Origin of the sequence: Nonomuraea fuscirosea (assembly GCF_003001935.1) — a bacterium.
Taxonomy (GTDB): domain Bacteria; phylum Actinomycetota; class Actinomycetes; order Streptosporangiales; family Streptosporangiaceae; genus Nonomuraea; species Nonomuraea fuscirosea.
This window is the reverse complement of record NZ_PVNG01000004.1, coordinates 576,552-601,577: the sequence shown is the minus strand read 5'-3', so window position 1 is coordinate 601,577 and position 25,026 is coordinate 576,552. Positions and strand designations below refer to the sequence as shown.

27 protein-coding genes are annotated in these 25,026 nt (G+C 71.7%); 13 read left to right on the top strand and 14 right to left on the bottom strand.

Translation table 11 applies throughout. From position 1 onward, the window contains the following. Nucleotides 1-88: 88 nt before the first annotated feature. Nucleotides 89-913, bottom strand: coding sequence for an SGNH/GDSL hydrolase family protein (locus B0I32_RS12875; RefSeq protein ID WP_106238163.1), 825 nt, complete (start codon nucleotides 911-913; stop codon nucleotides 89-91). A 156-nt stretch (nucleotides 914-1,069) separates the two neighbouring features. Here B0I32_RS12875 and B0I32_RS12870 point away from each other — a divergent pair, with 156 nt between their 5' ends. Continuing rightward, a complete protein-coding gene (locus B0I32_RS12870; protein ID WP_106238161.1) occupies nucleotides 1,070-2,224 on the top strand; it encodes an NADH:flavin oxidoreductase in 1,155 nt (384 codons plus the stop codon). A gap of 47 nt (nucleotides 2,225-2,271) precedes the next feature. Here B0I32_RS12870 and B0I32_RS12865 read toward each other — a convergent pair whose 3' ends face one another. From B0I32_RS12865 to B0I32_RS12825, 9 genes are all read right to left on the bottom strand, one after another. Then, entirely contained in the window at nucleotides 2,272-3,165 is an 894-nt protein-coding gene (locus tag B0I32_RS12865; protein WP_281262591.1) for an NAD(P)-dependent oxidoreductase, read from the bottom strand. A 29-nt stretch (nucleotides 3,166-3,194) separates the two neighbouring features. Continuing rightward, nucleotides 3,195-3,608 carry a 4-carboxymuconolactone decarboxylase gene (gene pcaC / locus B0I32_RS12860; RefSeq protein WP_106238157.1) on the bottom strand — a complete coding sequence of 138 codons (414 nt, stop codon included), beginning with the start codon at nucleotides 3,606-3,608 and terminating at the stop codon, nucleotides 3,195-3,197. Then, nucleotides 3,605-4,009 (bottom strand): cupin domain-containing protein, encoded by a 405-nt coding sequence (locus B0I32_RS12855; protein ID WP_106238155.1) that lies wholly within the window; start codon nucleotides 4,007-4,009, stop codon nucleotides 3,605-3,607. The genes pcaC and B0I32_RS12855 overlap by 4 nt, the downstream gene beginning before the upstream one ends. 1 nt (nucleotide 4,010) lies before the next feature. Then, nucleotides 4,011-4,901 (bottom strand): NAD(P)-dependent oxidoreductase, encoded by an 891-nt coding sequence (locus B0I32_RS12850; protein ID WP_106238153.1) that lies wholly within the window; start codon nucleotides 4,899-4,901, stop codon nucleotides 4,011-4,013. Continuing rightward, complete coding sequence (locus B0I32_RS12845) at nucleotides 4,898-5,752, bottom strand: SDR family NAD(P)-dependent oxidoreductase (RefSeq protein ID WP_106238151.1); 855 nt, start codon at nucleotides 5,750-5,752, stop codon at nucleotides 4,898-4,900. Before B0I32_RS12845 ends, B0I32_RS12850 begins: the two co-directional genes overlap by 4 nt. Next, a complete protein-coding gene (locus tag B0I32_RS12840; RefSeq protein WP_106238149.1) occupies nucleotides 5,749-7,239 on the bottom strand; it encodes a flavin-containing monooxygenase in 1,491 nt (496 codons plus the stop codon). The genes B0I32_RS12845 and B0I32_RS12840 overlap by 4 nt, the downstream gene beginning before the upstream one ends. Before the next feature lie 21 nt (nucleotides 7,240-7,260). Continuing rightward, nucleotides 7,261-7,836 carry a carboxymuconolactone decarboxylase family protein gene (locus tag B0I32_RS12835; RefSeq protein ID WP_106238147.1) on the bottom strand — a complete coding sequence of 192 codons (576 nt, stop codon included), beginning with the start codon at nucleotides 7,834-7,836 and terminating at the stop codon, nucleotides 7,261-7,263. Beyond that, a complete protein-coding gene (locus tag B0I32_RS12830; RefSeq protein WP_106238144.1) occupies nucleotides 7,833-8,753 on the bottom strand; it encodes a cupin domain-containing protein in 921 nt (306 codons plus the stop codon). Before B0I32_RS12830 ends, B0I32_RS12835 begins: the two co-directional genes overlap by 4 nt. Nucleotides 8,754-8,829: 76 nt before the next feature. Then, a complete protein-coding gene (locus B0I32_RS12825; RefSeq protein ID WP_106238142.1) occupies nucleotides 8,830-9,594 on the bottom strand; it encodes an HpcH/HpaI aldolase family protein in 765 nt (254 codons plus the stop codon). A 244-nt stretch (nucleotides 9,595-9,838) separates the two neighbouring features. Here B0I32_RS12825 and B0I32_RS12820 point away from each other — a divergent pair, with 244 nt between their 5' ends. The 11 genes from B0I32_RS12820 to B0I32_RS12775 all read left to right on the top strand — a co-directional run bounded on the left by B0I32_RS12820 (nucleotide 9,839) and on the right by B0I32_RS12775 (nucleotide 19,307). Next, complete coding sequence (locus tag B0I32_RS12820; protein ID WP_181307311.1) at nucleotides 9,839-10,597, top strand: IclR family transcriptional regulator; 759 nt, start codon at nucleotides 9,839-9,841, stop codon at nucleotides 10,595-10,597. 118 nt (nucleotides 10,598-10,715) lie between these two features. Next, nucleotides 10,716-11,771, top strand: a complete 1,056-nt coding sequence (locus B0I32_RS12815; RefSeq protein ID WP_106238138.1) for an extracellular solute-binding protein — start codon at nucleotides 10,716-10,718, stop codon at nucleotides 11,769-11,771. An 8-nt stretch (nucleotides 11,772-11,779) separates the two neighbouring features. Then, nucleotides 11,780-12,712, top strand: a complete 933-nt coding sequence (locus B0I32_RS12810; protein ID WP_106238135.1) for an ABC transporter permease — start codon at nucleotides 11,780-11,782, stop codon at nucleotides 12,710-12,712. Further along, entirely contained in the window at nucleotides 12,709-13,500 is a 792-nt protein-coding gene (locus B0I32_RS12805) for an ABC transporter permease (protein ID WP_106238132.1), read from the top strand. The genes B0I32_RS12810 and B0I32_RS12805 overlap by 4 nt, the downstream gene beginning before the upstream one ends. Beyond that, nucleotides 13,497-14,639 (top strand): ABC transporter ATP-binding protein, encoded by a 1,143-nt coding sequence (locus tag B0I32_RS12800; protein ID WP_106238129.1) that lies wholly within the window; start codon nucleotides 13,497-13,499, stop codon nucleotides 14,637-14,639. The genes B0I32_RS12805 and B0I32_RS12800 overlap by 4 nt, the downstream gene beginning before the upstream one ends. Beyond that, entirely contained in the window at nucleotides 14,636-15,580 is a 945-nt protein-coding gene (locus tag B0I32_RS12795) for a DUF6282 family protein (RefSeq protein ID WP_219911750.1), read from the top strand. Before B0I32_RS12800 ends, B0I32_RS12795 begins: the two co-directional genes overlap by 4 nt. Then, nucleotides 15,577-16,374, top strand: a complete 798-nt coding sequence (locus tag B0I32_RS12790; protein ID WP_106238127.1) for an N-acyl homoserine lactonase family protein — start codon at nucleotides 15,577-15,579, stop codon at nucleotides 16,372-16,374. Before B0I32_RS12795 ends, B0I32_RS12790 begins: the two co-directional genes overlap by 4 nt. After that, nucleotides 16,367-17,197 carry an SDR family NAD(P)-dependent oxidoreductase gene (locus tag B0I32_RS12785; RefSeq protein ID WP_106238125.1) on the top strand — a complete coding sequence of 277 codons (831 nt, stop codon included), beginning with the start codon at nucleotides 16,367-16,369 and terminating at the stop codon, nucleotides 17,195-17,197. Before B0I32_RS12790 ends, B0I32_RS12785 begins: the two co-directional genes overlap by 8 nt. 83 nt (nucleotides 17,198-17,280) lie before the next feature. Further along, the gene (locus B0I32_RS12780; RefSeq protein WP_106238122.1) at nucleotides 17,281-18,126 is read left to right on the top strand and encodes a carboxymuconolactone decarboxylase family protein; all 846 of its coding nucleotides are present in this window, start codon (nucleotides 17,281-17,283) and stop codon (nucleotides 18,124-18,126) included. A gap of 60 nt (nucleotides 18,127-18,186) precedes the next feature. Beyond that, nucleotides 18,187-18,318 (top strand): hypothetical protein, encoded by a 132-nt coding sequence (locus B0I32_RS60910; RefSeq protein ID WP_281262588.1) that lies wholly within the window; start codon nucleotides 18,187-18,189, stop codon nucleotides 18,316-18,318. Between the two features lie 2 nt (nucleotides 18,319-18,320). Further along, nucleotides 18,321-19,307, top strand: coding sequence for a LacI family DNA-binding transcriptional regulator (locus B0I32_RS12775; RefSeq protein ID WP_245955792.1), 987 nt, complete (start codon nucleotides 18,321-18,323; stop codon nucleotides 19,305-19,307). A gap of 72 nt (nucleotides 19,308-19,379) precedes the next feature. Here B0I32_RS12775 and B0I32_RS12770 read toward each other — a convergent pair whose 3' ends face one another. From B0I32_RS12770 to B0I32_RS12760, 3 genes are read right to left on the bottom strand one after another with little or no spacing between them, the layout of a single operon-like run. After that, a complete protein-coding gene (locus B0I32_RS12770; protein WP_106238119.1) occupies nucleotides 19,380-20,210 on the bottom strand; it encodes a carbohydrate ABC transporter permease in 831 nt (276 codons plus the stop codon). Then, the gene (locus B0I32_RS12765; protein WP_106238116.1) at nucleotides 20,207-21,136 is read right to left on the bottom strand and encodes a carbohydrate ABC transporter permease; all 930 of its coding nucleotides are present in this window, start codon (nucleotides 21,134-21,136) and stop codon (nucleotides 20,207-20,209) included. The genes B0I32_RS12770 and B0I32_RS12765 overlap by 4 nt, the downstream gene beginning before the upstream one ends. Further along, nucleotides 21,133-22,446 (bottom strand): extracellular solute-binding protein, encoded by a 1,314-nt coding sequence (locus B0I32_RS12760; protein ID WP_106238114.1) that lies wholly within the window; start codon nucleotides 22,444-22,446, stop codon nucleotides 21,133-21,135. The genes B0I32_RS12765 and B0I32_RS12760 overlap by 4 nt, the downstream gene beginning before the upstream one ends. 142 nt (nucleotides 22,447-22,588) lie before the next feature. Here B0I32_RS12760 and B0I32_RS12755 point away from each other — a divergent pair, with 142 nt between their 5' ends. Then, nucleotides 22,589-24,400 (top strand): glycoside hydrolase family 2 protein, encoded by a 1,812-nt coding sequence (locus tag B0I32_RS12755; protein ID WP_106238111.1) that lies wholly within the window; start codon nucleotides 22,589-22,591, stop codon nucleotides 24,398-24,400. 100 nt (nucleotides 24,401-24,500) lie between these two features. Here B0I32_RS12755 and B0I32_RS12750 read toward each other — a convergent pair whose 3' ends face one another. Next, nucleotides 24,501-24,980 carry a TspO/MBR family protein gene (locus B0I32_RS12750; RefSeq protein ID WP_106238108.1) on the bottom strand — a complete coding sequence of 160 codons (480 nt, stop codon included), beginning with the start codon at nucleotides 24,978-24,980 and terminating at the stop codon, nucleotides 24,501-24,503. Between the last annotated feature and the right edge of the window lie 46 nt (nucleotides 24,981-25,026).

Here is a 25,026-nt window from a genome sequence, read left to right as displayed (position 1 = left end):
GGGGACGGGGACGGGGACGGGGACGGGGACGGGGACGGGGACGGGGACGGGGACGGGGAGGGGGATGGGGATGGGGATGGGGGCGTCATCAGGCGCAGCCGAGTTTGACGTATCGTTCGTCGCCGGTCCATGAGCCGGTGGCCCAGGTGGCGGGGGCGGCTGGGGTGAAGTCGGTCAGTGCTCCCAGTTGCTTGGTGAACCAGGTGGCGAAGGCCGCTGAGCCCTGCTGACAGGAGTGGATGCCGTCCTTGGCGCGTTGCGCCCGTTCGGCGGAGTAGTCGTTCCCCCACAGCTGGGAGGCGTCCAGGTAGCGGGCGTTCTCGGCCTCGGCGGCCCTGGCCGCCATTTTGGGGGCGCTCTTGATCGCGGCCGCGTGCGGACGGAAGAAGTCGTCGATCTTGAACGGGGGCGCGGACACGAGCACGAGGCGGGCTCCGCCGTCCTCGGCCGTTCTGGCGAGCTTGCGGTAGGCGGTCAGTTGCTGGCGTCCGGTCCCCCAGTCGTAGGTGGTGATCTGGTACGCGACCACGGTCGGCCGGAACGACGTGAGGTGCTTCTGGAGCGTCTTCCAGGTGCTCTTGGCCCCCATCTTCGTCACCGGGTGGTCACCGGCGACGACGTTGCCGCCGCCGTCGGACGTGGCGTTCATGAATTCCACGCCTCCGGCCTCCAGCGCGGCCTCCAGGGCGGGAGCCTGCGCGCCCGCGATGGAGTCGCCCATCCACAGCACCCTGACGCCGGTCGCCTTCGCGGGCTCGTCGTGCGATGCGGCGGATGCGGTCGATCCGTCCTGGCCGCCCGCCTGCGCGCCGCAGGCCGCCAGTGGGACGGCCAGCGCGACGGTCAGGGCGGCGGCGCCGGCCGATCGGGCGCGGCCGCGGGCGATCCTGGAGAACTTGCTCGTCGAATGCATGGCCATCAAGCAACCAGACGAACGGCGGCCTCGACCGTCTTGTCATCGTTTCATCACATGATGGGAGAGCGGCCATCACAGACACGCCCGTCCAGCCGCCGGCCGCCCAGAGATCGTCGATTGACCGGCGGCTGGAGGCGGAACAGGATCCCAAGCATGGATGTGTTCCAGCAGGCCCGGCTCGGCCCCCTCACGCTGCGCAACCGCATCATCAAGGCCGCCACCTTCGAAGGCATGGCCAGGAACGCCCTCGTCGGCGACGATCTCATCGCCTTCCACCGCGCCCACGCCGCCGGCGGCGCCGCCATGACCACCGTCGCGTACTGCGCCGTCGCCCCGGAGGGCCGTACCCAGCGCCACCAGCTCTGGATGCGGCAGGAAGCCCTGCCCGGCCTGCGCCGCCTCACCGACGCCGTGCACGCGGAGGGCGCGGCCGTCTCCGCTCAGCTCGGGCACGCGGGGCCCGTCGCCAACAGCAGATCCACCCGGCTGCCCGCGCTGGCGCCGTCCGCGCGGGCGAATCCGCAGGCCATGGCCATGACCCGCCGGGCCACCGTCGCCGACATCGAGCGGATCACCGCCGCGCACGCCACCGCCGCCGAGCTCGCCGTACGGGCGGGGTTCGACGCCGTCGAGATCCATCTCGGGCACAACTACTTCGCCAGCTCGTTCCTCAGCCCCAGGCTCAACAGGCGCCGCGACGCCTACGGCGGCTCGCTGGCCAACCGGGCCAAGGTCGCGCTCGGCGCGGCCCGCGCCGTCCGCGACGCCGTCGGTGACCGCGTGGCCGTGCTGGCCAAGCTGAACATGGACGACGGCGTACGCGGCGGCCTGGGGATCGAGGAGAGCCTTGAGGTGGCGCGGTGGCTCGAACGGGACGGCAGCCTGGACGCCCTCGAACTCACCTGCGGCAGCTCCCTGCTGAACCCGATGTACCTCTTCCGCGGCGAGGCTCCGCTGCGCGAGTTCGCGGCCACGTTCAAGCAGCCGATGCGCCTGGGCGTCAGGCTCACCGGCGGCCGGTTCATCCGCGCCTACCCCTATCAGGAGGCCTATCTCCTCGACGGCGCCCGCCGGTTCAGGGCCGCGCTCAAGCTGCCGCTGATCCTGCTGGGCGGCATCAGCCAGCGCGCCACGATGGATCTGGCCATGGCCGAGGGCTTCGAGTTCGTGGCCATGGCCCGCGCGCTGCTGCGCGAGCCCGACCTGGTCAACCGGCTGCGGGCCGATCCCGCGACCCGGTCGTTGTGCGTGCACTGCAATAAGTGCATGCCGACGATCTTCACCGGTACCCACTGTGTCCTGGCCTGAGTGGGTGAGGAAGGCCGCCCTCATCTCGTCGGAGGGCGGCCTCGTGGTCAGTCCCGGTGGTCCTCCAGGAGTTGCCGTAGCCGGGTGACGATCTCGGTGTGGTCGGCGGCGGGTGGCAGGTGGTCGGCGGCGTCGGCCCACAGGTCGGTCGCCGCGCGGCCCAGCCGGGGCTCGACGCCGGTGGCCTCGGCCAGGTCGACCGCGATGCGCATGTCCTTGAGCATCAGCCGCAGGCCGAACCCGGAGTCGAACGTCCCGGGCAGCACGTAGTCCGGCCATTTGCGTTCGGTGGAGCCGCTGCGGCCGCTGGAGCCGTTGACGGCCTCCAGCATGACCGCCGGGTCGAGGCCGAAGCGCTGGCCGGCGAGCATGGCCTCGCTGGTGAGCAGCAGGTGGGTGGCCGACATGAGGTTGTTCAGCGCCTTGAGGGCGTGTCCCGCGCCGGCCGGGCCGAGGTGCAGCACCCGGCGGCCGACCGTCTCCAGGATCGGGCGCACCCGGTCGAAGTCGCCGGGCTCGCCGCCCGCCATGACGGTGAGGGTGCCGTCCACGGCGCCTTTGACGCCGCCGGAGACGGGCGCGTCCACCAGGCCCACCCCTCTGGCGGCGGCCCGCTCGGCGAGCGCGCGGGTGCTCAGCGGGCGCGAGGAGCCCATGTCGACGACGATCGTGCCCGGCGCGGCCGCCGCCAGGAGGCCGTCGTCGTGCATGACGGCCTCCACGACGTCGGAGTCGGGCAGCATGAGGACGACGGCGTCGGCCCCTCGCGCGGTGGCGGCGGCGTCGGCGGCGACCCCACTATCCGTGTCGGACCCGGCCAGGTGGCCGGCGAGGGCGTCCACGGAGGCGCTTGCCCGGTCGTAGGCCCTGATCCGGTAACCGGCCGCGAGGAGCCTGCGGACCATGGGCAGGCCCATGTTGCCCAGGCCGACGAACCCGATCGTGGCGCCGGGCTTGAGCGGGGTGCCGTTCAGGGGATCGTCACCCCTTCCGCGCGCAGCTCCCCGAGCGTGCGCTCGGCGATGCGGAACGCCTCCAGCGCCGCGGGCACGCCGGCGTAGATCGCCGTCTGCAGCAGCGCCTCCTGGATCTCGGTCTCCGTGACTCCGTTGGCGACCGCGCCGCGTACATGCACCGACAGCTCGTGCCCGCGGTTGAGCGCGGTGAGCATGGCCAGGTTGAGCAGGCTGCGGGTACGCCGATCCAGGCCCTCCCTGGTCCAGACGGCGCCCCAGCAGTACTCGGTGACCAGTTCCTGCACGGGCCGGCTGAAGTCGCTCACCGCGGCGAGCGAGCGCTCCACGTGGGCCGCGCCGAGCACCGCCTTGCGCATGGCGAGGCCGGCCTCGAAGCGGTCCTGGGCCTTGCCGTCGGTGTCGGTCATGCGGACTCCTCAATGTTGTGGGCGCGGGCGTAGTCACCCGCGGCGACCTCGTCGTGCCAGCGGGTGGGGCCGATGGAGATGGCGGTGTGCGTCATCAGGGTGGTCTCGCTCGCGCCGTGCCAGTGGCGCTCGCCCGGCGGCACCCAGACGGTGTCGCCGGGCAGCAGGCGGCGGGCGGGCCCGCCCTCGGCGCAGACCCAGCCCTGGCCGGCCAGGACCTGGAGGATCTGGCCGCCGGTGTGCTCGTGCCAGTGGGTTCTGGCGCCGGGAGCGAAGGTGACGACGTTGATGGTGGTGCCGTCGGTGGCGGGCAGGACCGGGTCGGCCCACACGGTGCCGGTGAAGGTGTCGGATCGGAGTGAGGTGGCGGCGTCCGCGGCGCGTCCTCTGACGATCTTCACGTCAGTCCTCCTGGTGGTCGTGGACGCGGACGCCGCCGGCGACGTCGCCGATGGCGTCGACCACGCGGTTGCTGATCTGGTCGGCGTAGCCGAGGTTGGCGGCCAGGCCGAAGCTGGCCAGCGGTCCGGCCGCGTTGAGCGAGGGGACGCCGAGCGCGCGCAGGTGGTCGACGTACAGGACGATGTCCTTGGTCATGAGGGTGGAGGTCAGGCCGCCCTCCAGGTAGTCGCCCTCGACGATGCGCGGGAAGCGGTTGGCGGTGGCCCAGTTGGCGCCGCTGGAGGAGTTGAGCACGTCGAGCAGGGTGTGCGGGTCGAGCCCCGCCTTGCGTCCGGCGATCATGACCTCGCTGGTGGCGGCCAGGCTGACCGCGTTGAGGAAGTTGTTGAGCAGTTTGGCGGAGTGCCCGGTGCCGGGGCCGCCCATGTGGAAGATCTTCTGGGCGAACGTCTCCAGGATCGGGGTGATCCGCTCGATCTCCTCCCGCTCGCCGCCGGCCATGATCGTGAGGGTGCCGCGTTCGGCCGCGGCGGCGCCGCCGGAGACGCCGGCGTCGATGAGGCGGGCTCCTTCTGCGGCCAGCAGGCCGGCCAGGCGGCGGGTGGAGCCGGGGGCGGCGGTGCTCAGGTCGACGATGACCTGCCCCTTCCTGGCGTGGGCGAGCAGGCCGTCGTCGCCGAGCACCACCGACTCCACGACCTTGCTGTCGGGCAGCGACAGCAGGATCAGCTCGGCGTCGCGGCCGACCTCGGCGACGGTGGCGGCGGGGGTCGCGCCCGCCTTCTCCGCCGCGCCGGGCGCCGGGTCGTGGCCGAGGACGGAGTGCCCGGCGGCGGTGAGGCGGCGGGCGATGCGGCCGCCCATGTTCCCCAGGCCGACGAAGCCGATCATGAGCCGTTCTCCTTCGCGGTGATGACGCGGGCGGCCTCGTCCACGGCGGACGGGTCCCACGCGCCGGCGCCGCCGCCGGGGCGGACGGTGTTGACCCAGGCCGAGCCGCCGTCCACGGACAGCACCTCGCCGTTGATGTAGGAGGCCTCGGGGCTGAGCAGGAAGGCCACCGCGGCGGCGACCTCCTCCGGTGTGCCGGTGCGCCGCTGCGGGACGGTGGTGCCGCGCCGCCTGATGTCGTCGCCGGCGCCCGGCTTGCCCGCCGCGCCGGTGAACAGCCCGGTGGGGACGAGCCCGGGGGCCACGGCGTTGACCCGCACGCCCTGCGGGCCGCCGTACATGGCGGCCCCGCGCATCACGCCGAGCACGCCGTGCTTGGACGACTCGTACGGCAGCAGATCGTGGCTGCCGCGCAGGCTGGCGATGGAGGCGGTGAGCACGATGGCCCCGCCGCCGCCCTGCTCGGCGTACTGGCGGAAGGCGGCGCGCACGCCGAGGAAGGCGCCGCGCAGGTTGACCGCCACGACCCGGTCGAAGTCGGCGACGCGGATCTCGGGCAGCCGGTCGAAGGTGCCGACGATGCCGGCGTTGAGGTGGTGCAGGTCGACCCGGCCGAAGCGGGCGACGGCGGCGGCCAGGTAGGCGTCGGTGTCGCCGGGGTCGGACACGTCGGCCTTGACCACGAGCGCCGGGCCCGGGAGGCCGTCGGCGACCCGCTCGGCCCCTTCCAGCTCGACGTCCACCACGACGACCGACGCGCCTTCGCGCGACAGCAGCTCGGCGGTGGCCGCGCCGATGCCGGAGGCGGCCCCGGTGACGACGGCGACGGCGCCGTCGAATCTGCTGGTCATGATGTCCTTCCGGGTGCCGTGCGCCGGCCCTGGTAGACCAGGCCGAATGCCGGCAGCGTGCGGCACAGCAGGTAGTAGACGAAGTGGGTGCGGGGCCACTGGGTGACGTTCGCGCCCGAGGGTGAGTGGTAGTAGTTGTTGCAGCCGGCGTCCATGGCCGAGGCGTGGCCGGCGAGCTGGCGGTCCACCCAGCGCACGTAGCGGTCGAGGGTGCGCTCGCGGGTGTCGACCCGGGCGGCGCCGGCGCGGCGGGCCCGGCGGATGGCGCGGACGGCGATCTCGGCCTGGCGTTCGAGCTGGGCGATGATGGAGAAGCCGCCGTTGGTGTTGGGGCCGTACATGATGAAGAAGTTGGGGAAGCCGGGGACGGTCACGCCGAGGAAGGCGCGGGGGCGCTCGCCCCAGAACTCCTGGATCTCCACGCCGCGCCGGCCGGTGACGGTGAAGCCGGACAGGAAGCGGGTGGGCTGGAAGCCGGTACTGAGGATGAGCACGTCCACCGGGTGCTCGACGCCCTGGTCGTCGACCACTCCCTTCTCGGTGACCTTGGTGACGGCGTGCGGCACCAGGTCGACGTTGGGCCGGTTGAGCGCCGGGTAGAAGCCGCTGGCGTAGATGGGGCGCTTGCAGCCCCAGGGGTAGGAGGGGGTGACGGCCGCGCGGACGGCCGGGTCGTGGACGGCGGTCTCGATGTAGCGCAGGCACACCTCGCGCATCCTGCGTTGTTCGCGGCCCTGAGCGTCGTAGGCCTTGAAGCGCCGCATCGAGGTGTGGAAGAGCTTGAGCCGGTAGAGGCGGCGCCAGCCGGGCAGCCGCCGGAAGCGGGCCCGTTCCGCGGGGGTGAAGGCGCGCTCGCCCTTGGGCTCGACCCAGCCGGGCTCGCGCTGGAAGACCTCCAGCCGCTCGACGTCCGGGGCGATGGCGGGCACGATCTGCACCGCGGTGGAGCCGGTGCCGACGACGGCGACGCGTTTGCCGGTCAGCTCCACGCCGGCGTCCCAGCGGGCGGTGTGGAAGGAGACGCCGCCGAACTCGTCCAGGCCGGGCCAGGACGGGTAGCGGGGCACGTTCAGCAGCCCGACGGCGCTGATCACGAAGCGGAACCGGTGCTGCTCGCCGTCATCGGTGGTGACCACGTACAGCGCGGCGCTCTCGTCCCAGGCGACCGACCTGATCGTGACGCCGAAGCGGAACCGGGAGCGCAGCCCGAAGCGGTCGACCACGGCCTCGGCGTACTTCTGCAGCTCCGGCTGGGTGGCGTGGGTGCGCGGCCAGTCGTAGGGCATGAAGGAGAAGCTGTAGGCGTGTGAGGGGATGTCCACCTCGCAGCCGGGGTAGCGGTTGTCCCACCAGGTGCCGCCGGGGGCGGGCGACTGTTCGAAGACGGTGAAGTCGTTGATCCCGGCCCGCTGGAGCTTGACGGCCGCGGCGATGCCGCCGAAGCCGCCACCGATGATCGCGACCTCGCTGGGCGTTCCTCCGGGCACGCGTTGTTCCCTCGCTTCCGTTCAGGCGGTCTCGGCCGGCGGCCGGACGTCGAACACGGCCAGCTGTGTGGCCAGGTGGTTGTACCAGCCGACGATCACCGTGACCTCGAACAGGCCGGGCGTGCCGAGGGTCTCGACGGCCCGCTGGTAGGCGGCGTCGTCGAGGGCGCCCGTGCGCAGCAGGAGGCGGGCGGTGTCCAGCACGACGCGTTCGCGCTCGTCGGCGAAGCCGGGGTCCTCGCCCGCGCACAGCGCCTCGACCTGCTGCTCCGACAGTCCCGCCGCGGGGCCGGCCAGCCGGTGGGCGTACAGCTCGTAGGGGCTGTCGCGGTGCTGGGCGACGCTGAGGATGGTGATCTCGCGCTCCCGGGCGGTCAGCGAGATCTCGAACCGGACGGCCGCGCCGAGCTGCTCGAACGCGCTGCCGATGGCGGAGTTGAGCAGCCAGGCGTTGCACGGCCCGGTCAGCGCGCCCTGCTCGTCCACGATGGGGAACGGCCTGGGCTGGGCCGCGCGCCGGCCGTTGACCAGGGCGTCGTAGATGCGCCACTGCCGGGCGTCGAGCTCGTCGGGGCCTATGGGGGCGATCCTGCTCATGCGGTGGCCTCGTCCCCGGGCATCGGGTAGTCGGCGGCGTTCAGCACCCAGCCGTCCATGCGGGAGAAGTCCGCGCGTGGCGGGGAGAAGATGTCGATCAGGTGGTTGACGCCGTCCGAGGTGGCCTGGCTGGTGTGCTCGGCGGGGGGCGGGATGACGGTGAGCGACGGGCTGCCGCACTGCTCGTGCTCGTCGTCGAGCCACTGGCTCAGGTCGGTGGTCCAGGCGTAGCGCAGGTGGTGGGTGTAGGTGCCGTCGATGATGAGCGAGCACTGCTCGAAGTCGTCGTGGGTGTGCGGCGACATGCGCCTGGTGTCGCGCGGCCCGGTGCGCGGGTGGGTGAAGTTCACCATGAACGAGGTGCACCGGAAGATGCGGAACGGCGGGTCGGCCAGGCCGGGCACGTCCAGGTCGTAGGTGCGCAGCCGGAATCCGCCGACCGGGTCCGGCCAGTTGACCAGCGGGGCGACGCCGGGGCGGGGCTCGGCGTAGGCGTCCTCGTTGGCGGCCCGGCCGGGGGCCACGCCGGAGCGGGCGGTGAAGAGGGTGACGACCCGGCCGGTGCCGGACAGGCGCACGTCGGCGGCGCCCGGCGGGATGAAGGTGAGCGTCTGGCCGCCGATCTCGGTCGCCTTGCCGTCGATCGTGACGGTGGCGGAGGTGCCGGGGTCGGGCATGAGGACGGCGCATTCGTCGGCGTGCGTGGCCGGGACGGTGAAGCCGGTCGGGGTGACGAGGTCGGTGTAGCCGATGATCAGGTGCTGGCTGCGGCCGTACCAGGTGCGGGTGTCGCCGTCCGTCGTGGCGGGCGGCAGGTCGTACCACTTGACGTGGCTCGCGGGCGTGGGCGCGCCGGCCGGCTTCCGCGCGGTCGCCGTCGGCAGTGCCGAGCGGGCGTCGGTCGGGTCGTAGGGCATTGCTGGTCCTCTCGTGGGGGCGTGACGCGTACGTCGGAAAGGAACGCGTCGGGGGCGAGCCGAGGGGGTGCGGCCGTCAGACGCGGGGCAGTGAGCCGGCGGCGCGGCGGAGCTCGGCGGCGGCGGAGCCGAAGATGCCCGCGTCGTTGCCGATCATGACGAAGGAGAAGCCGCGCCCGGCCGCCTCGCGGGCGGCGGCGGCGCCCCGGCAGGCGGTGCCGAGCGGGATGTTCCTGGCGCGGGCGGCCTTCAGCAGGTTGTCGGAGTGCCGCTGGAGGAGCGGGTCGGTGGCGCTGAGCCCGGTGGACATGGTCAGGTCGCCCATGCCGAGGAAGGCGGCGTTGAGTCCCGGGGTGTCGAGGATCTCCTCGGCCTGCTCCAGCGCGCTGAGGTCTTCGAGTTGCGGGATGCGCAGGGTCTCCTCGTCGCCGCGCCGGACGTAGTCGGCGGTGGCGTCGAGCCCCCAGGTGCCGGCGCGGGAGGTGGTGCCGAGGCCCCGGTCGCCGCGCGGGGGGAAGAGCATGCCGGACATGGCGCGCCCGGCGTCGGCCGGACCGGTCACATGCGGGACGAGGATGCCGTCGGCTCCCGCGTCGAGGACGCGCTGCAGGTGGCTGCCGCCCGCGTCGGGGACGCGGACGAGGGCGTGCATCCCGAGCCCCTGGGCGACGACGATCGCGCGGTAGGTCGACTCCAGGGTCATGGGGCTGTGCTCCATGTCGGCGACCACGAAGTCGAAGCCGGCCCGGGCCAAAAGCTCGATCGTCTCCAGCGCGGGGATCTTGACCCAGGTGCCGACGAGGCACGTGTCCGTGTCGCGTAGCCGTTGGAGCATACGCATGGATCCTCCTGTCCCTCATTGCGGGATGTGAGTTCTGTTAAGCGGGATGAGGCGACGGTAGGCTTTCGGGTGCTGTGCGTCAAGAGTCCGGTTCTGAACACGGACCTTTCTCGTAGTCGAAATACTCTAGAAACCTTGACGGCCCCGGTAGGGCGTGTTCTACAGTCCGGCGTACCGGATGCGTGAACGCAAGCTCCGCAATGCGGGACGCGCCAGATCCGGACTACAGGCGGGAGGACCGCACGTGAGCACCAACACCCCCGAGATCCCCAGCGGAGACCTTCAGGTCGTCGCTCGCGTCGTTCAGCTGCTGCGGCTGCTGGGCGAGGCAGGGACCATCGACCTGGTGTCGGCCGCGCAGGAGCTCAGAGTGGGCAAATCCACGGCGCACCGTTACCTGGCCTCGATGGAGAACCACGGCCTGCTCCAGCGCCGTGACCGCAACCGCTACGAGTTCGGGCCGCTGCTGGCCGAGCTCGGCACGATGGCGCTGTCGCGGCTGGGGGTCGTGAACGTGGCCCGCCCGATCCTGGAGCAGATCAGTTTGAGAGTCCGGCACACCGCCGTCCTGACGATCTGGAACGGCCGTCAGGCGGTCGTGGCCCAGGTCCACGAGGACAGCAGCCGCACGGCCCACGTCTCGATAAGGAACGGCAGCACCCTGAGGCGGGGAACGGCGCAGGACTGCGTGTTCCGCGCCTTCCACGACCAGTCCTTCTACCACTTCCGCAAGGAGGCGGTGGACCTCTCGCTGGAGGCCGACAACCTGGAGGAGGTCCGCAGGACGGGCGTCGCCATCCGCTCCAGCGCCTCCGAAGGCGTCCGCGCCGTGGCGGTCCCCGTCAGGGACGCGGCCGACCGCGTCGTGGCCGCCATCGCGGTGATCGGCGTGACCCAGCTCGTCCCCGAGGAGGACGACAGCGACGTGGTGATGACCCTGCGCGAAGGCGCGCAGGCGATCAACCAGGCATTACGCGCCTCGTTCGAGCGCGCGGGAGAGTGATCGACCGCTCTCCGCACCCCGACCGGCCTCAGTCCGGCGGCGGTAGTGACGGGGGTGGAACCGGGAGCCGCGACATCCCCCGGCCGTCACGGCTCTCCCCTCAAGAAAGGCACATCACATGAGGCACAGATATCTTCGCCCCCTGCTCGCCACCGCCACGCTGGTGGCCGCCACGGCGGCCTGCGGCTCCGGCGCCGACTCGACGGCCGGCGCGTCCAAGAGCCTCACCTGGGCCAGTACGGGCGGCCAGTTCCAGGAGGATGAGAAGAAGGCGCTGCAGGAGCCGTTCACCGCCAAGACGGGCACGACGTTCGCCAACGTCAGCCCCGCCGACGCCTCCCAGGTCAAGGCCATGGTCGCGGCGGGCAGGACCACGTGGGACCTGGCCAACATGAGCTGGATCTACGCCGGCGCCTACTGCGGGCAGCAGTACGAGAAGCTGGACGACCCGGCGCTGGACCGCGGCAAGTTCCCGCCCGGCACGACCCACGACTGCTTCGTGCCGACCTACCGCTACGCCAACGTCTTCAGCTACAACGCCGACCTCTTCAAGGGCGAGCAGCCCACCAAGATCGCCGACTTCTTCGACGTCAAGCGCTTCCCGGGCAAGCGGATCGTCCAGGACTACCCCAAGTCCGGCCTGCTCGAAGCCGCGCTCGTGGCCGACGGCGTGGCGCCCGACCAGGTCTACCCGCTCGACCTGGAGCGCGCGTTGCGCAAGCTCGACACCATCAAGTCCTCCCTGGTGTTCGCGCCCAGCTACGGCGCCGTGCAGCAGATGATGGTGGACCGCCAGGGCTCGATGGTCCTCACCGTCACGGCGCGCACCATCGTCACCTCCCAGAGCGGCGCCAACCTCAAGCCGGTCTGGGACTTCACCACCACCGACATCGGCGCCCTGGTGATCCCCAAGGGCTCGCCCAACAAGGCGCTGGCGCAGAAGGCCCTCGCCTTCATCACCGAGCCGGCCCAGGCCGAGGCGTACGCCAAGCTGACCGGGACCGCGCCCGCCCGCGCCGACGTCGACATCGACAAGATCGGCTACAGCGACGTGCAGAAGACGTTCAACGCGTTCCTGCCCGACCGCGGCACCCTGCTGGAGCAGGACAAGCCGTGGTGGATCAAGAACACCGACATGGTCACCAAGCGCTGGACGAGCTGGAAGGTCAGCTAGGAAACATCATGCCGGCTCCCACCGCACCCCCTGAGACCGCCGGAGCGGCGGTCCCGGCCGGGCGGGCCCCTGCCCGCCCGCGCCCGGCGGCGCGCCGCCGGGCGGCCGCCCTGTTCCTGCTCCTGCCCGCCCTGGTGGCGCTCGGCGTCTTCTTCGTGCTGCCGCTGCTCGACATCGTCATGCGCAGCTTCACCGACCCCGAGCCTGGAGCGGGCAACTACCTGTCGCTGTTCACCGACGGCTACACGCTGCGCGTGCTGGGCCGCACGCTGCTGGTCGCCCTGATCGTCACCGTGGCCGGCGTGCTGCTGGCCTACCCGTACGCGTACATGATGACGCTGGCCTCGCCGACCACGCGGGCCGTCATGGTGACGGTCGTCCTGGTGCCGTTCTGGACCAGCATGCTCGCGCGCAACTTCGCGTGGATGGTGCTGATGCAGGACGGCGGGGTGGTGCAGGGCCTGCTCTCCCTGGTCGGGCTGAACGGCGTCAGGCTGCTCGGCACCACGACCGGCGTGGCCGTGTCGATGATCCAGGTGCTGCTGCCGTTCATGGTGCTGCCGATGTACAGCGTCATGCAGCAGATCGACCGCCGGCTGCTGCTGGCCGGGCAGAGCCTGGGCGCGAGCCGGCTGTCGTCCTTCCGCAAGGTGTACCTGCCGCTGTCGCTGCCGGGCATCGTCTCCGGCGCCTCGCTCGTCTTCGTGCTGGCGCTCGGCTTCTACGTCACCCCCGCGCTGCTCGGCTCGCCGCAGGGCGCGCTCATCGCGCAGGTCATCGCGGTCCGCACCAGGGAGCTGCTCGACTTCGGCGGCGCCGGCGCGCTGGGCGTCTTCATCCTGGTCGTGACGCTGATCTCGCTGGGGGTCAGCCGGCGGCTGGCCGGCTCCGGCGCGGCCAGCGGCGCGGCCCACGTCATGGCGGGAGGTGGCGGCCGATGAACGCGCGCCCCTGGCTCAAGATCGTCTCCGTGCTCATCGGGCTGTTCCTGACGGTGCCGACGCTGGTCGTCATCCCCATGAGCTTCTCGGCGTCCAAGACGTTCAGGTTCCCGCCCGAGGGCTGGTCCCTGGAGTGGTACGAGCGGCTGTTCACCGCACCGGAGTGGAGCACGTCCATCGTCAACTCCCTCCAGGTGGGGCTGCTGACGACGCTGCTGGCCACCACGCTGGGCACCGCCGCCGCGCTGGGCCTGCAGCGGCTGGGCCCGCGGGCGCGGGGCCTGGCCACCGGGCTCCTGCTGTCGCCGATCATCATCCCGCACATCCTCATCGCGCTGGTGATCTTCTCGGCGTTCCTGCGGCTCGGCCTCAGCGGCACCCTGTCCGGCATCGCGCTGGCCCACACCGCGATGGCGCTGCCGTTCGTGGTGATCGCGGTGACGGCGCGGCTGCAGGGCATGGACCCGGCGCTGCAGAAGGCGGGCGGCAGCCTCGGCGCCAACCCGTTCTCCGTCTTCCGGAAGATCACTCTTCCGCTGGCGCTGCCCGGCGTGCTGTCCGGCGCGGTCCTGGCGTTCATCTCCTCCTTCGACGAGGTGGTGATCGCGCTGTTCCTGCAGTCGCCGTCCGCGCTCACTCTTCCCGTCCAGATGTTCAACAGCGTGACCGTGCAGATCGACCCCACCATCTCGGCGGCGTCGAGCCTGATGGTGGTGCTGGTCAGCGTTCCCATCCTGCTGGCGCAGGTGATCGGCGCGCGCCGAGGAAAGGCAGGTAGGCAACGATGAGCGCAACGACGGCCGGCGGCGGCCGGATCGAGCTGACGGACCTGTGCAAGAGGTACGGCTCCGGCCCCCTCGTGGTGGACCACGTCAGCATCGACATCGCCCCCGGCGAGTTCATCACCCTGCTCGGGCCGAGCGGCTCGGGCAAGACCACCACGCTCAACATGATCGCCGGTTTCACCGACATCACGTCGGGCTCCATCAAGCTGGGCGGCCGCGACATCGCGCCGCTGCCCCCGCACCGGCGCGAGTTCGGCATGGTGTTCCAGAACTACGCGCTCTTCCCGCACATGACGGTCGCCCAGAACGTCGCCTTCCCCCTGCGCGAGCGCAAGGTGCCGAAGGCGGAGACGGCCAGGCGGGTGGAGGAGACGCTGCGGCTGGTGGACCTGGAGGGCATGGGCGGCCGCCGGCCCGACGAGCTGTCCGGCGGCCAGCAGCAGCGCGTCGCCCTGGCCAGGGCCGTCGTCTTCTCCCCCAGCGTGCTGCTGCTCGACGAGCCGCTCAGCGCGCTGGACCGCAAGCTGCGCCAGAGTCTGCAGCAGGAGATCAAGCGCCTGCACCAGGAGCTGAAGCTGACGTTCGTGTTCGTCACGCACGACCAGGACGAGGCCATGTCGCTGTCGGACCGCATCGCGGTCTTCAACGCCGGCCGGGTGGAACGCATCGGCACCCCCGCCGACCTCTACCGCGACCCCGGCACCCGGTTCGTGGCGCGCTTCCTCGGCGAGTCCAACCTCTTCCCCGGCCGGCTGCGGCCCGGCGGCGTGTACGAGTGGGCGGGCCACAAGTGGGCCGTGCCCGACGCCGACGGCACGCCCGCGGGCCGCGACCTCATCGTCCGCCCCGAACGCCTGCGCCTGGCCGCCACCCCCGGCGAGGTGCCGGACGGCGCCAACAGCATCGCGGCGACCGTGACCACGCTGTCCTTCCAGGGCACCCACCAGCGCGCCGAACTCGACTACGGCGACGGCAGCACGGGCAGCGCCGTGCTGCCCCCCGACGCCACCGACGGCATCAGGGCCGGCGGCCGCGTGACCGCCTACTGGGACCCCGCCCACCAGGTGCTGGTCACCCCGCCAGCGGAGGCGGCCCCCGCCTCCGCCGCCCCCGACCCCCGCACGATCAAGGAGAACGCATGACCCACGCCCCCTCAGAACTGCTCGACCCCGAGCTCGACGGCGACCGCTCCACCCCGGACGCCGAGGCCGACGCGCTGGTCGTCGGCGCCGTCGACCTGCACCAGCACCCGGGGCCGAGCCCGTTCCCCCGGCGCATGAGCCTGCTGGACGCCGCCAGGGACGCGTCCGACGCCGGGTTCGAGGTGATCGTGGCCAAGTCGCACCACCACAGCATGGTCACCGACATCCTGGCGCTCGGCCCGGCCGGCCTGGACGACCTGCCGGTGGAGGTGCGCGGCGGCATCGCGCTCAACCAGAGCGTCGGCGGCCTGAACCCGTACGCCGTCGAGCTGGCGCTGCGCATGGGCGGGCGGATCGTCTGGTTCCCCACCCTGTCCTCGGCGGCGCACATCGACCACCACCGCGGCCACGACACCGGCTTCCCCACCCCGGTGGTGGAGCTGCGCCAGAACGAGGTGCTCAGCATTCTCGGCGACGACGGCGAGGTGCTGCCCGAGGTGCACGACATCCTGTCGATCATCGCGGCCGAGCAGGCGATCCTCACCTGCGGGCACCTGGGCGTCGAGGAGACCACCAAGCTGATCGCCGCCGCCCGCGGCGCCGGCATCGAGCGCATCCTGGTCAACCACCCCTGCTTCGTCGTCGGGGCCTCCGTCGAGCAGGCCGCCGAGTGGTCCAGGCAGGGCGCCCACATCGAGCACTGCCTGGTCATGTACTTCGGCCGGCCCGAGCGCCGCCGCGAACTCGACGAGCTGCTCGCCTTCATCAAGGCCGTCGGCCCCGAGCGGACCGTGCTGTCGTCCGACTCGGGCCAGCGCAACAACCCGCTGCCCGTCACCCTGTTCCGCCGGGGCGCGCGCGGCCTGCTGGACGCCGGGCTGCCCGAGGCCGACATCCGCCGCATGCTCGGCGCCAACGCCTCCGGGCTGGTGAACCGATGAGCGGCCCCGCGACGTACGAGGTGCTGGCGATCCGCTACGCCACCCGTGCCACCTCCCGCGCCCAGACGTTCCTCAACCACCACCTGTACGGCGAGCCCGACACCCCCATCGACATGGACTTCTACCTCTGGGTGGCGCGCAACGAGCAGCGCACGGTGATCGTCGACACCGGCTACAGCGCCGCCTCCAAGGGGCACCGCGCGCCGCGTGAGGACCTGTCGGCCCCGGTCGAGGCCCTGGCCGCCCTGGGCGTGCTGCCCGAGGACTCCCCCCAGGTGATCGTCACCCACGCCCACTACGACCACATCGGCAACCTGCACGCCTTCCCCTCCTCCGAGGTGATCCTGGCCAGGGCGGAGTTCGAGTTCTGGACCGGCCCGTACGCCGGCCGCCGCCAGTTCTCCTACACCACCGAGCCGGAGGAGCTCGAGCACCTGCGTCAGGTGCGCGACGAGGACCGCGCCACCCTGATCGACGGCGCCACCCAGATCGCGCCCGGCATCGAGGTGATCCCCGTCGGCGGCCACACGCCGGGGCAGGTCGTCGTCCAGGTCGCGACCGAGTCCGGCCAGGCCGTGCTCGCCTCCGACGCCGTGCACTTCTACGAGGAGGTGGAGCTGGACCGCCCGTTCACCTACCTCACCGACCTCACCGGCACCTACCGCGCCTACGACCTGCTGCGCGAGATGACCCAGGCGCCCGGCAGCGCCCTGGTGGCCGGGCACGACGCCGGCGTGATGACCCGCTTCCCCCTGCTGCCGGGCGCCGGTGAACAGGTGGTGCGCGTTGGCTGAGCACACCCCTTCCCCCTCTCCGCCCGGCTCCGGCCCCCGGGTCGCGGTGGTGACCGGCGGCGGCAGCGGGATCGGCGCCGCCAGCGCCCGGCGGCTGTCGGGCGACGGCGCGCACGTCGTCGTCGTGGACGCCGACGGCGACTCCGCCGGCGCCGTCGCCGCCTCGCTGCCGGGCCCGGCCCTCGCGGTGCACGCCGACGTCTCCACCGAGAAGGGCGTCGACGCCTACGTCGAGGCGGCGCTGACCCGCTTCGGCCGGATCGACCTGCACCACCTGAACGCCGGCGTGCTCGGCACCCTGGCGCCGCTGCCGGACGTCGACGCGGCCGACTTCGACCACGTGATCGCGGTCAACCTGCGCGGGGTCTTCCTCGGGCTGCGGGCCGCCTTCCGCCGCTACCGCGAGCAGGACAGCGGTGGCGCCGTGGTCGTCACCGCCTCGATCTCCTCGCTGCGCGGGGCCGACGACCAGGTGCCGTACCAGACCTCCAAGCACGGCGTGCTCGGGCTGGTGCGCGGCGCCGCCATGTACGGGGGGCCGCGCGGCGTGCGGGTGAACGCGGTCGCCCCCGGCCTGATCCCGACCGCGCTGTTCGCCTCCTCCGACGACGCCTCGCGGGCCAAGTCGATGGAGCGGCGCGGCGGCACCGTCCCCATGCGGCGGGTGGGCACGCCCGAGGAGATCGCCGGAGTGGTCGCCTTCCTGCTCGGCGACGACGCCGCGTACGTGACGGGCGAGGTCGTGTCCGCCGACGGCGGGGCGTTCATCGTCAACACGGTGACCCGCGGCGGCGGCGCGGGCGCGTGGACGCCGGACAGCTGAATCCGGACAACTGACGCCGGACAACCGACGAGCGGGCCGAGCGCTCCGGCGAGCGGGCCGACGATGCGAGGAGAACACACGAGATGACGCTCACCACCCGGCAGCAGGAGATCAAGGACGAGTTCGTCCGGGTGCGCGGCACCTGGGGCGAGGCGTGGGAGAGCATGCTGCGGCTCGACCCCGGCTTCCTGGAGTCCTACCTGCGCCTGTCGGCGGTGCCCTGGAACCGGGACCGCCTGCCGGCCAAGGTCAAGGAGTTCGTCTACATCGCGATGGACGCCGCGGCCACCCACCTCTACACCCCCGGCATCCGCCAGCACGTCCGCGCCGCCCTCGGCTACGGCGCGAGCGCCGCGGAGATCATGGAGGTGCTGCAGCTGACCGCCACCCTCGGCATCCACGCCTGCAACATCGGCGTGCCTCTGCTGCTGGAGGTGCTGGAGGAGGAGGGGCTGCGCGACGGCCCGGCCCCGCTCGACGAGCGCAGGCAAGAGCTGAAGGCCGGCTTCACCCGCCGGCGCGGCTACTGGCACACCTTCTGGGACGGCCTGCTGGAGCTGGACCCGGACCTGTTCGAGGCCTACCTGGACTTCTCCGGCGTGCCCTGGACGACCGGCGTGCTGGAGCCGAAGGTCAAGGAGCTCATCTACATCGCCTTCGACGCCTCCGCCACGCACCTGTACGAGCCGGGGCTGAAGCTGCACATGCGCAACGCCCTCGGCCTCGGCGCCACCGCGGAGGAGATCATGGAGGTGCTCGCCATCGTCAGCGTCATCGGCATCCACACGGTGACCGAGGGCGCGCCCATCCTGGACGAGGAGCTGCGCCGCGTCGGCGAGCCGAACGGAGACGAGCCGAACGGAGACGGGCCGAACGGGGACGTGCTGAACGGAGACGCTGACGGCGGCGCCCTGGTGGGCGACCGGTAGCCGGGGGCACGGCCGTTTAATCGGAGGCGGGCTCCGGCGGCCCGCCAGTACCATGAAGTGGTGATCTTCCACCTGGCCGCCGCCGGGCCCGGTGACTCCGGTGACGACCGCGCGGCGGGGCGGCCCGCGCCTGCGGGCGCCGCCGGCCGCGCCGGAAAGGGCGCGGCGGGGGGCGTGTCGTCATGGCCGTGAGCATGCACGACGTCGCCCGCGCGGCCGGCGTCTCCCAGCGCACGGTGTCCAACGTCGTCAACGACTACGCCTACGTCCGCCCCGAGACGCGCCGGCGGGTGTTGGAGGCCATGGAGGAGCTCGGGTACGTGCCCAACGCGGCCGCCCGCAGCCTGCGGCGCTCCCGTACGGGGCTCATCGCGTTCGTCGTCCCCGACTTCAGGGCGCGCATCTTCGCCGACCTCGCGGGCCTGGTCGTGCGCGAGGCCGAGGCGCTCGGCCACCGGGTGCTGATCGAGGTGACCGACTCCGACCGGGAGCGCGAGCTGCAGGTCCTGTCGGGCGGCCGCAACCAGCTGACCGACGGCGCGATCATGATGGCGCTGTCGCTGCGGCCGCAGGACGGGCGCCGCCGCCGGGCCGGCTACCCGCTCGTGCTCATGGGCGACCACGTGCTGGAGGGCGTGCACCACGTCGCCATCCCCAACCGGGAGGCCTCCCTGGCGGTGGTGCGCCATCTGGCCGGCTCGGGCCGGCGGCGGCTGATGCTGCTCGGCCACGGCCCCCACGGCAGTGAGACGGCGCGGACGCGGCTGAACGGCTTCCTGGCCGGCCTGGCCGAGGCGGGGCTGCCGGCCGACGAGGCCCTGATGGTCGCGGCCGACTGGAGCCGGGCGCGCGGCCGGCAGGCGATCGAGGAGCACATCGACTCAGGGCGTCCGCTGCCGGACGCCATCTTCGCGATGAACGACTCCCTCGCCCTCGGCGCGCTGCGGGCGCTGCGCGAGCGCGGCGTCCTCGTGCCGCAGGAGGTCGCGCTGGTGGGGTTCGACGACGTGGAGGAGGCCCGCTACTCCACGCCGTCGCTGACCTCCGTCTCCCCCGACCTGGAGGCGATGGCCGCGCACGCGGTCGCGATGCTGCACGAGCAGATCACCGGCAAGCCGAGCGGGCGCGAGCCGCACCTCACGGTCGACTTCCACCTGCGGATACGCGAGTCGAGCCAGTGAGGCCCGCCCGGCCGGCCGGTGCGGCCAGGCGGGCGGGCCTCAGGGACTCAGGACGGCCTCATCACGTCACTGTCACTGGCCGCCGAGGCCGGTCGTCGCGATGCCCTTGATGATCTGACGCTGGAAGAACAGGAACACCACGATCAGCGGCAGCGCGGCCAGCACCGACTTGGCCATGTTCTCGGCGAAGACGACGCCGAAGCCGGTGGAGACCGTCTCCAGCCCGACCGGCAGCGTCATCAGGTCGGGGTCGTTCGTCACGATGAACGGCCACAGGAAGTTGTTCCACGCGCCCACGAACGTGAAGATCGCCACCGCCGCGATGATCGGCCGCGACAGCGGCAGCACGATCCGCAGGAAGATGCGCAGCGACCCGGCCCCGTCCACCCGCGCGGCCTCCTCCAGCTCACGCGGGATGCTGTCGAAGAACCGCTTGAGGATGAACACCATCACCGGCGCGACCACCTGCGGCAGGATGATCCCCCAGTAGGTGTCCACCATGTTGAAGGCGAGCATCTCGTCGAAGAGCGGCACGATGAAGATCGTCCCGGGGATCATGATCGAGGCGACGGTGAGGCCCAGCAGCGTCCTGCGCCCGGTGAAGTCCAGCCGCGAGAACGCGTACCCGGCCAGCGTGGAGATCACCAGCGTGATGAGCGTGACCGCGGCGGCCACGAGGACGCTGTTGACCATCCAGGTGGGGATGCTGCCCAGCCGGAACAGGTTCGCGTAGATGTCCCAGGTGTAGCCGCCCGCGGGCACGATCGTCACGGGGTTCGCGCCGGCGTCCGCCTCGGTCTTGAACGAGGTGTTCACCGCCCACAGGAACGGCGCCAGCATCAGCAGGCTGAACAGGGCCAGCACCGTGAAAGCCACGGCACGCCCGGCGTAGCTGGTTCTCATGACTGGTCGGACCTCCGGGCGAACCGCAGCTGCAGCAGCGACAGAATGAGGATGATGGCGAAGAAGACGTACGAGATCGCCGAGGCGTAGCCGAGCCGGTAGCCGGTGAAGCCGGTGTCGTAGACGTACATCAGGATCGACCGGGTGGAGTCGTCGGGGCCGCCGGCCGTCATCTGGTAGATCTGGTCGAACACCTTGAGCGAGGCCAGCACCTGCAGCACGAGGATGAGCATGGTGATGTTGCGCAGCAGCGGCAGCGTGACCGAGAACAGCTGCCGCCACTTGCCCGCCCCGTCGATCGCGGCGGCCTCGTAGACCGTGGCGGGGATGTTCTGCAGCGCGGCCAGGTAGAGCAGGAAGTTGAAGCCGAGCGTCCACCAGGTGGTAGCCACCGCGATGGCCGCCATGGCGAAGTCGGGGTTCTGCAGCCAGGCCTGCCCCTCGATGCCGAACACGCCGAGCACGGCGTTGATCAGGCCGAGCTCGGGGTTGTAGATCCACTCCCAGAAGAGGCTGACCACGGTGGAGGCCAGCAGGTACGGCAGGAAGAACGCCATCCGCCACACCCACTGCCCCGGCAGCCCCATGTTGACCAGCAACGCCGCCGCCAGAGCCAGCACGACCAGCGGGATCGTGGTCATCACGGTGAACAGCACGGTGTTGCCGAACGTGGTCCACACCATCGGGTCGGTGAGCGCCTCGGCGTAGTTGGCCAGCCCGACCACCCGCGGCTCGGCGCCGGCCGCGAGGTCACGGTCGGTGAAGCTCATCCAGAGCCCGTACACCAGGGGCCACAGCAGGAAGAGCGTGAAGGCGACGAAGAACGGCAGCACGTACAGCAGCCCGCCCCGGCTCCTGGTCACCTTCAGGCGGGTCGTGGCCGTCTTCCGCACGGAGCCCGGCTTGCTGATGGTGGCCGACGTCATCGCTGCACCGCCTTGGACATGAGGACGTTGACTCTCTCGGCGAAGGAGGCGACGGCGTCCTTCACCGACGTCTGGCCGATCAGCACGTTCTGCACGATGCTGCCGAACTGGGTCATGAAGCTGGAGGCCGCCCCGGTGAAGGAGGACGGCGGGTCGTAGTGCAGGTACGTCGCGGTGACCGCGTAGTCCCGGTTCGGCTGCAGCGCCTTGAACTCCGCGCTGTTGACGACGGGCTGGTAGGCGGGGGTGTGCCCGGCGTGGCCCCAGGGCAGCGAGTTCTTCAGGATGCCGGCCACCGCCTGGTAGGCCAGCTCCCGCCGGTGCTCGTCCGGATTGTCCTGGTGCGGCAGCACGAACGTGTGCGAGTCGCCCCAGTTGGCGTTGACGCCGGTGCCGAACATGTTCGGGATCGGCATGGCGCCCAGCGGCACCTTCGCGTCCTGGTACTGCGGCAGCTCCCAGACGCCGGAGAAGACCAGGCCGGAGTCCCCGTTGAGGAAGGAGGAGCTGGCGGTGGCGTAGTCGGCGCTCTTGGAGGCCACGTCGCCGTCGACCAGGCTGCGCATCGTCTCGACCGACTCCTCGAACGCCTCGGCGTCGTAGCCGAACTTGTCGCCGGTCAGCTCGAAGGTGGCGCCGTGCTGGGTGTAGAAGGTCCAGAACAGCCGCCACAGCTGGGCGCCGTCGCCGAGGAAGCCGTAGGCCAGGCCGTACGGCTTGCCGGTGACCTGCTTGAACTCCCGGCCGAGCTTCTTCATGTCGTCCAGGCTCTTGATCTCCGGCAGTTTCCCGCCGGATTCGAGCAGCCCGGCCTTCTCGGCCAGCTCGGTGTTGAAGAACGCCACGAACGTGTGCGAGTCCAGGGCCAGCGCGAAGGTCTTCCCGCCGACCATGGAGCTCTTCCAGGCCGGGGCGGTGAACGACTGCTCCGTGATGCCGTAGCGGGCCAGCCGGTTCAGGTCCCAGGGGTCCAGCAGGCCGCCGGGCGCGTACCCGGCCAGGCGCGACATGTGCAGGACGCCCAGGTCGGGCGCCCGGCCGCCGGCGGCGGACATGGCGAGCTTGGTGTAGTAGGGGGCGCCCCAGGCCAGGACGATCTGCTTGATATGGGCGTCCGGCAGGTCCGCGTCGGCCTTGGTGACGATCGCGTTCATGCGCTCGCCGTCGCCGCCGGTGAGCAGATGCCAGAACGTGATCTCCTGCGAACTTCGGCTCGCGGGCCCCGTGCCGCAACCGGCCAGCAGCGCCGAGAGGCCTGCGGCTTGCAGCACCCTACGGCGGGAGAGCCGGATATTGGGCGACTTGCTCATTTGTGGTTCCTTGCAGAGGATCCGGCGGCCCGCACAGCGGTGGGTAGCCGGATGTTGGCTCCGGTTGGAGGGAGTGTGGCACACTCTGCTACGTAGCAAAAGGACTTGACTTACCCCGATATACGAATTGTTAGGTTGTCTGATGAGCGCCGTTTCCCCTGACGTGCCACGCCCGGAATATCCCCGCCCGCAGATGGTCCGCCCCGACTGGCTCACCCTCAACGGCCCCTGGCAGTTCGAGATCGACGCCGCGGACTCCGGCCTGGAGCGCGGCCTGCGCGAACGCGAGCTCACCGGCAGCATCACCGTGCCCTTCGCGCCGGAGTCGGAGCTGTCCGGGCTCGGGCACACCGACTTCATGGACGCGGTGTGGTACCGCCGCACGGTGACGATCCCGGCCGCGTGGGCCGGCCGCAGGACGCTGCTGCACTTCGGCGCCGTGGACCACGACGCGACGGTCTGGGTGAACGGCGTCGAGGTGGCCCGTCACCGCGGCGGTTTCTCCCCCTTCACCGCCGACCTGTCGGGGGCGGCCCGCCCCGGCGAGCAGGCCACGATCGTGGTCCGCGCCCGCGACTCCCGGCACGGCCCGCAGGCACGCGGCAAGCAGTCGGCCAGGTACCACAACTACGAGTGCCTCTACACCCGCACCACCGGCATCTGGCAGACGGTGTGGCTGGAGCCGGTCCCCGACGTGCACCTGCGCCGCCCGCGGATCACCCCCGACGTCGCCGGCTCCGCCTTCACCGTCGTCACCCCGCTGTCCGGCAACCGCCCCAGCGACTCGGTCCGCGTCACCGTCTCCGACGGCGAGGGCGCCGTCGCCACCGCGACCGTCCGCGCCGACGTCGATCTAGCGCCGTCGCTGCGCCTGGAACTGCCGGCCGCGCGGGTGCGGCTGTGGGAGCCGGGCGAGGGCTTCCTGTACGACGTGAAGGTCGAGCTGCTCGACGCCTCCGGCGCCGTCACCGACGCCGTGGACAGCTACGCCGGGCTGCGCTCGATCGCGATCGACGGCAAGCGCGTGCTCATCAACGGCCGTCCCGTCTTCCAGCGCCTGGTGCTGGACCAGGGCTACTACCCCGACGGGCTCATGACCGCGCCCAGCGACGCCGCGCTGCTGCGCGACATCGAGCTGTCGGTGGCGGCCGGCTTCAACGGCGCCCGCCTGCACCAGAAGGTGTTCGAGGAGCGCTTCCTCTACCACGCCGACCGGCTCGGCTACCTGGTGTGGGGCGAGTTCGGCGACTGGGGCGCGCACGACGGCCGCGAGCAGCTGCCCACCGCCTCCTTCCTCACCCAGTGGCTGGAGGTCCTCGAACGCGACGTCTCCCACCCGTCGATCATCGGCTGGTGCCCGCTCAACGAGACCCGCCAGCCCATCCACGACCGCCTCACCCAGCTCGACGACGTCACCCGCGGCATGTTCCTGGCCACCAAGCTCACCGACCCCACCCGGCCGGTCGTCGACGCCTCCGGCTACAGCCACCGCGTCCCCGAGACCGACGTCTACGACTCCCACAACTACGAGCAGGAGCCCGCCGAGTTCGCCGGCCAGCTCAGCGGCCTGGCCAAGGACGAGCCCTACGTCAACGACGAGTCCGGGCAGGAGATCTCCGTCCCCTACCGCGGCCAGCCGTACTTCGTCAGCGAGTACGGCGGCATCTGGTGGAACCCCGAACTCGCCGGCACCGCGCAGGACGCCGCCCGGGTGACCTCCTGGGGCTACGGCCAGCGCGTGCGCAGCGAGGAAGAGTTCCACGCCCGTTTCGCCGGCCTGACCGACGCGCTGCTGGACGATCCGGGCATGTTCGGCTACTGCTACACGCAGCTGACCGACGTGTTCCAGGAGGAGAACGGCATCTACCGCTTCGACCGCACGACCAAGCTCGACGTCGAGCGGGTCCGCGCCGTCCAGATCCGCCAGGCCGCCTCGGAACGTTCCTCCGGCTGACTCCTCGCCCGGACGTTCGGCCCGCCGGCCGGTCGTCCGGGCGCCTGCGGTCCGGGCGCGGGCCGCCCGGGCGCGGGCCGATCAGCGGGCTGGTGACCGGTCAGTGGCTGGGGTTGCGGCGGGCGATGGAGGCGTTGAGCGCGGTGGCGAAGGCGGTCCAGGCCGCGTACGGCACCAGCATCGCCCCCGCCGCCCGGTCGGCCCGCCCGGCCCGGCGCACCAGGACCAGGTTGGAGGCGTTGAGCACCACGATCTCGGCCAGGGCCAGGCGCGGCGAGCGGGCCTTGAAGAACAGCGCGGGCCAGGCCGCGTTCAGCGCCAGGTTGACCGCCAGCGCCCGGCCGAGCGCGCTCCGGCGTTCCTCGTCCTCGCGCGACAGCGCCCTGGCGCCGCCGTAGGCGATCAGCCCGTACAGGGTCGTCCACACCAGCGGGAACGCCTGGGCGGGCGGCTGCCACGAGGGTTTGCTGAGCCGCCGGTACCAGGCGGAACCCGACGTGGTGGCCAGGCTCCCGGCGGCGGCGGTGGCCGCGGTGGCCAGGGCGGTGGCGAGCAGGATGCTGGCACGCGTCTTCCTCATGGCCGATGCCCCTACCCTCGCGTCCACGCTCCAGACGGCCGCGGCC

Bases quoted from the DNA above. Each gene is read 5' to 3' on its own strand.
- B0I32_RS12775 (WP_245955792.1), top strand. From the start codon at position 18,321: ATGCACGACGTCGCCCGCGCGGCCGGCGTCTCCCAGCGCACGGTGTCC.
- B0I32_RS12850 (WP_106238153.1), bottom strand. From the start codon at position 4,901: ATGATCGGCTTCGTCGGCCTGGGGAACATGGGCGGCCGCATCGCCCGC.
- B0I32_RS12790 (WP_106238127.1), top strand. From the start codon at position 15,577: ATGAGCGGCCCCGCGACGTACGAGGTGCTGGCGATCCGCTACGCCACC.
- B0I32_RS12875 (WP_106238163.1), bottom strand. From the start codon at position 913: ATGCATTCGACGAGCAAGTTCTCCAGGATCGCCCGCGGCCGCGCCCGA.
- B0I32_RS12760 (WP_106238114.1), bottom strand. From the start codon at position 22,446: ATGAGCAAGTCGCCCAATATCCGGCTCTCCCGCCGTAGGGTGCTGCAA.
- B0I32_RS12770 (WP_106238119.1), bottom strand. From the start codon at position 20,210: ATGAGAACCAGCTACGCCGGGCGTGCCGTGGCTTTCACGGTGCTGGCC.
- B0I32_RS12795 (WP_219911750.1), top strand. From the start codon at position 14,636: ATGACCCACGCCCCCTCAGAACTGCTCGACCCCGAGCTCGACGGCGAC.
- B0I32_RS12825 (WP_106238142.1), bottom strand. From the start codon at position 9,594: ATGCGTATGCTCCAACGGCTACGCGACACGGACACGTGCCTCGTCGGC.
- B0I32_RS12800 (WP_106238129.1), top strand. From the start codon at position 13,497: ATGAGCGCAACGACGGCCGGCGGCGGCCGGATCGAGCTGACGGACCTG.
- B0I32_RS12845 (WP_106238151.1), bottom strand. From the start codon at position 5,752: ATGACCAGCAGATTCGACGGCGCCGTCGCCGTCGTCACCGGGGCCGCC.
- B0I32_RS12870 (WP_106238161.1), top strand. From the start codon at position 1,070: ATGGATGTGTTCCAGCAGGCCCGGCTCGGCCCCCTCACGCTGCGCAAC.
- B0I32_RS12755 (WP_106238111.1), top strand. From the start codon at position 22,589: ATGAGCGCCGTTTCCCCTGACGTGCCACGCCCGGAATATCCCCGCCCG.
- B0I32_RS12815 (WP_106238138.1), top strand. From the start codon at position 10,716: ATGAGGCACAGATATCTTCGCCCCCTGCTCGCCACCGCCACGCTGGTG.
- B0I32_RS12780 (WP_106238122.1), top strand. From the start codon at position 17,281: ATGACGCTCACCACCCGGCAGCAGGAGATCAAGGACGAGTTCGTCCGG.
- pcaC (WP_106238157.1), bottom strand. From the start codon at position 3,608: ATGACCGACACCGACGGCAAGGCCCAGGACCGCTTCGAGGCCGGCCTC.
- B0I32_RS12835 (WP_106238147.1), bottom strand. From the start codon at position 7,836: ATGAGCAGGATCGCCCCCATAGGCCCCGACGAGCTCGACGCCCGGCAG.
- B0I32_RS12810 (WP_106238135.1), top strand. From the start codon at position 11,780: ATGCCGGCTCCCACCGCACCCCCTGAGACCGCCGGAGCGGCGGTCCCG.
- B0I32_RS12805 (WP_106238132.1), top strand. From the start codon at position 12,709: ATGAACGCGCGCCCCTGGCTCAAGATCGTCTCCGTGCTCATCGGGCTG.
- B0I32_RS12750 (WP_106238108.1), bottom strand. From the start codon at position 24,980: ATGAGGAAGACGCGTGCCAGCATCCTGCTCGCCACCGCCCTGGCCACC.
- B0I32_RS12765 (WP_106238116.1), bottom strand. From the start codon at position 21,136: ATGACGTCGGCCACCATCAGCAAGCCGGGCTCCGTGCGGAAGACGGCC.
- B0I32_RS12830 (WP_106238144.1), bottom strand. From the start codon at position 8,753: ATGCCCTACGACCCGACCGACGCCCGCTCGGCACTGCCGACGGCGACC.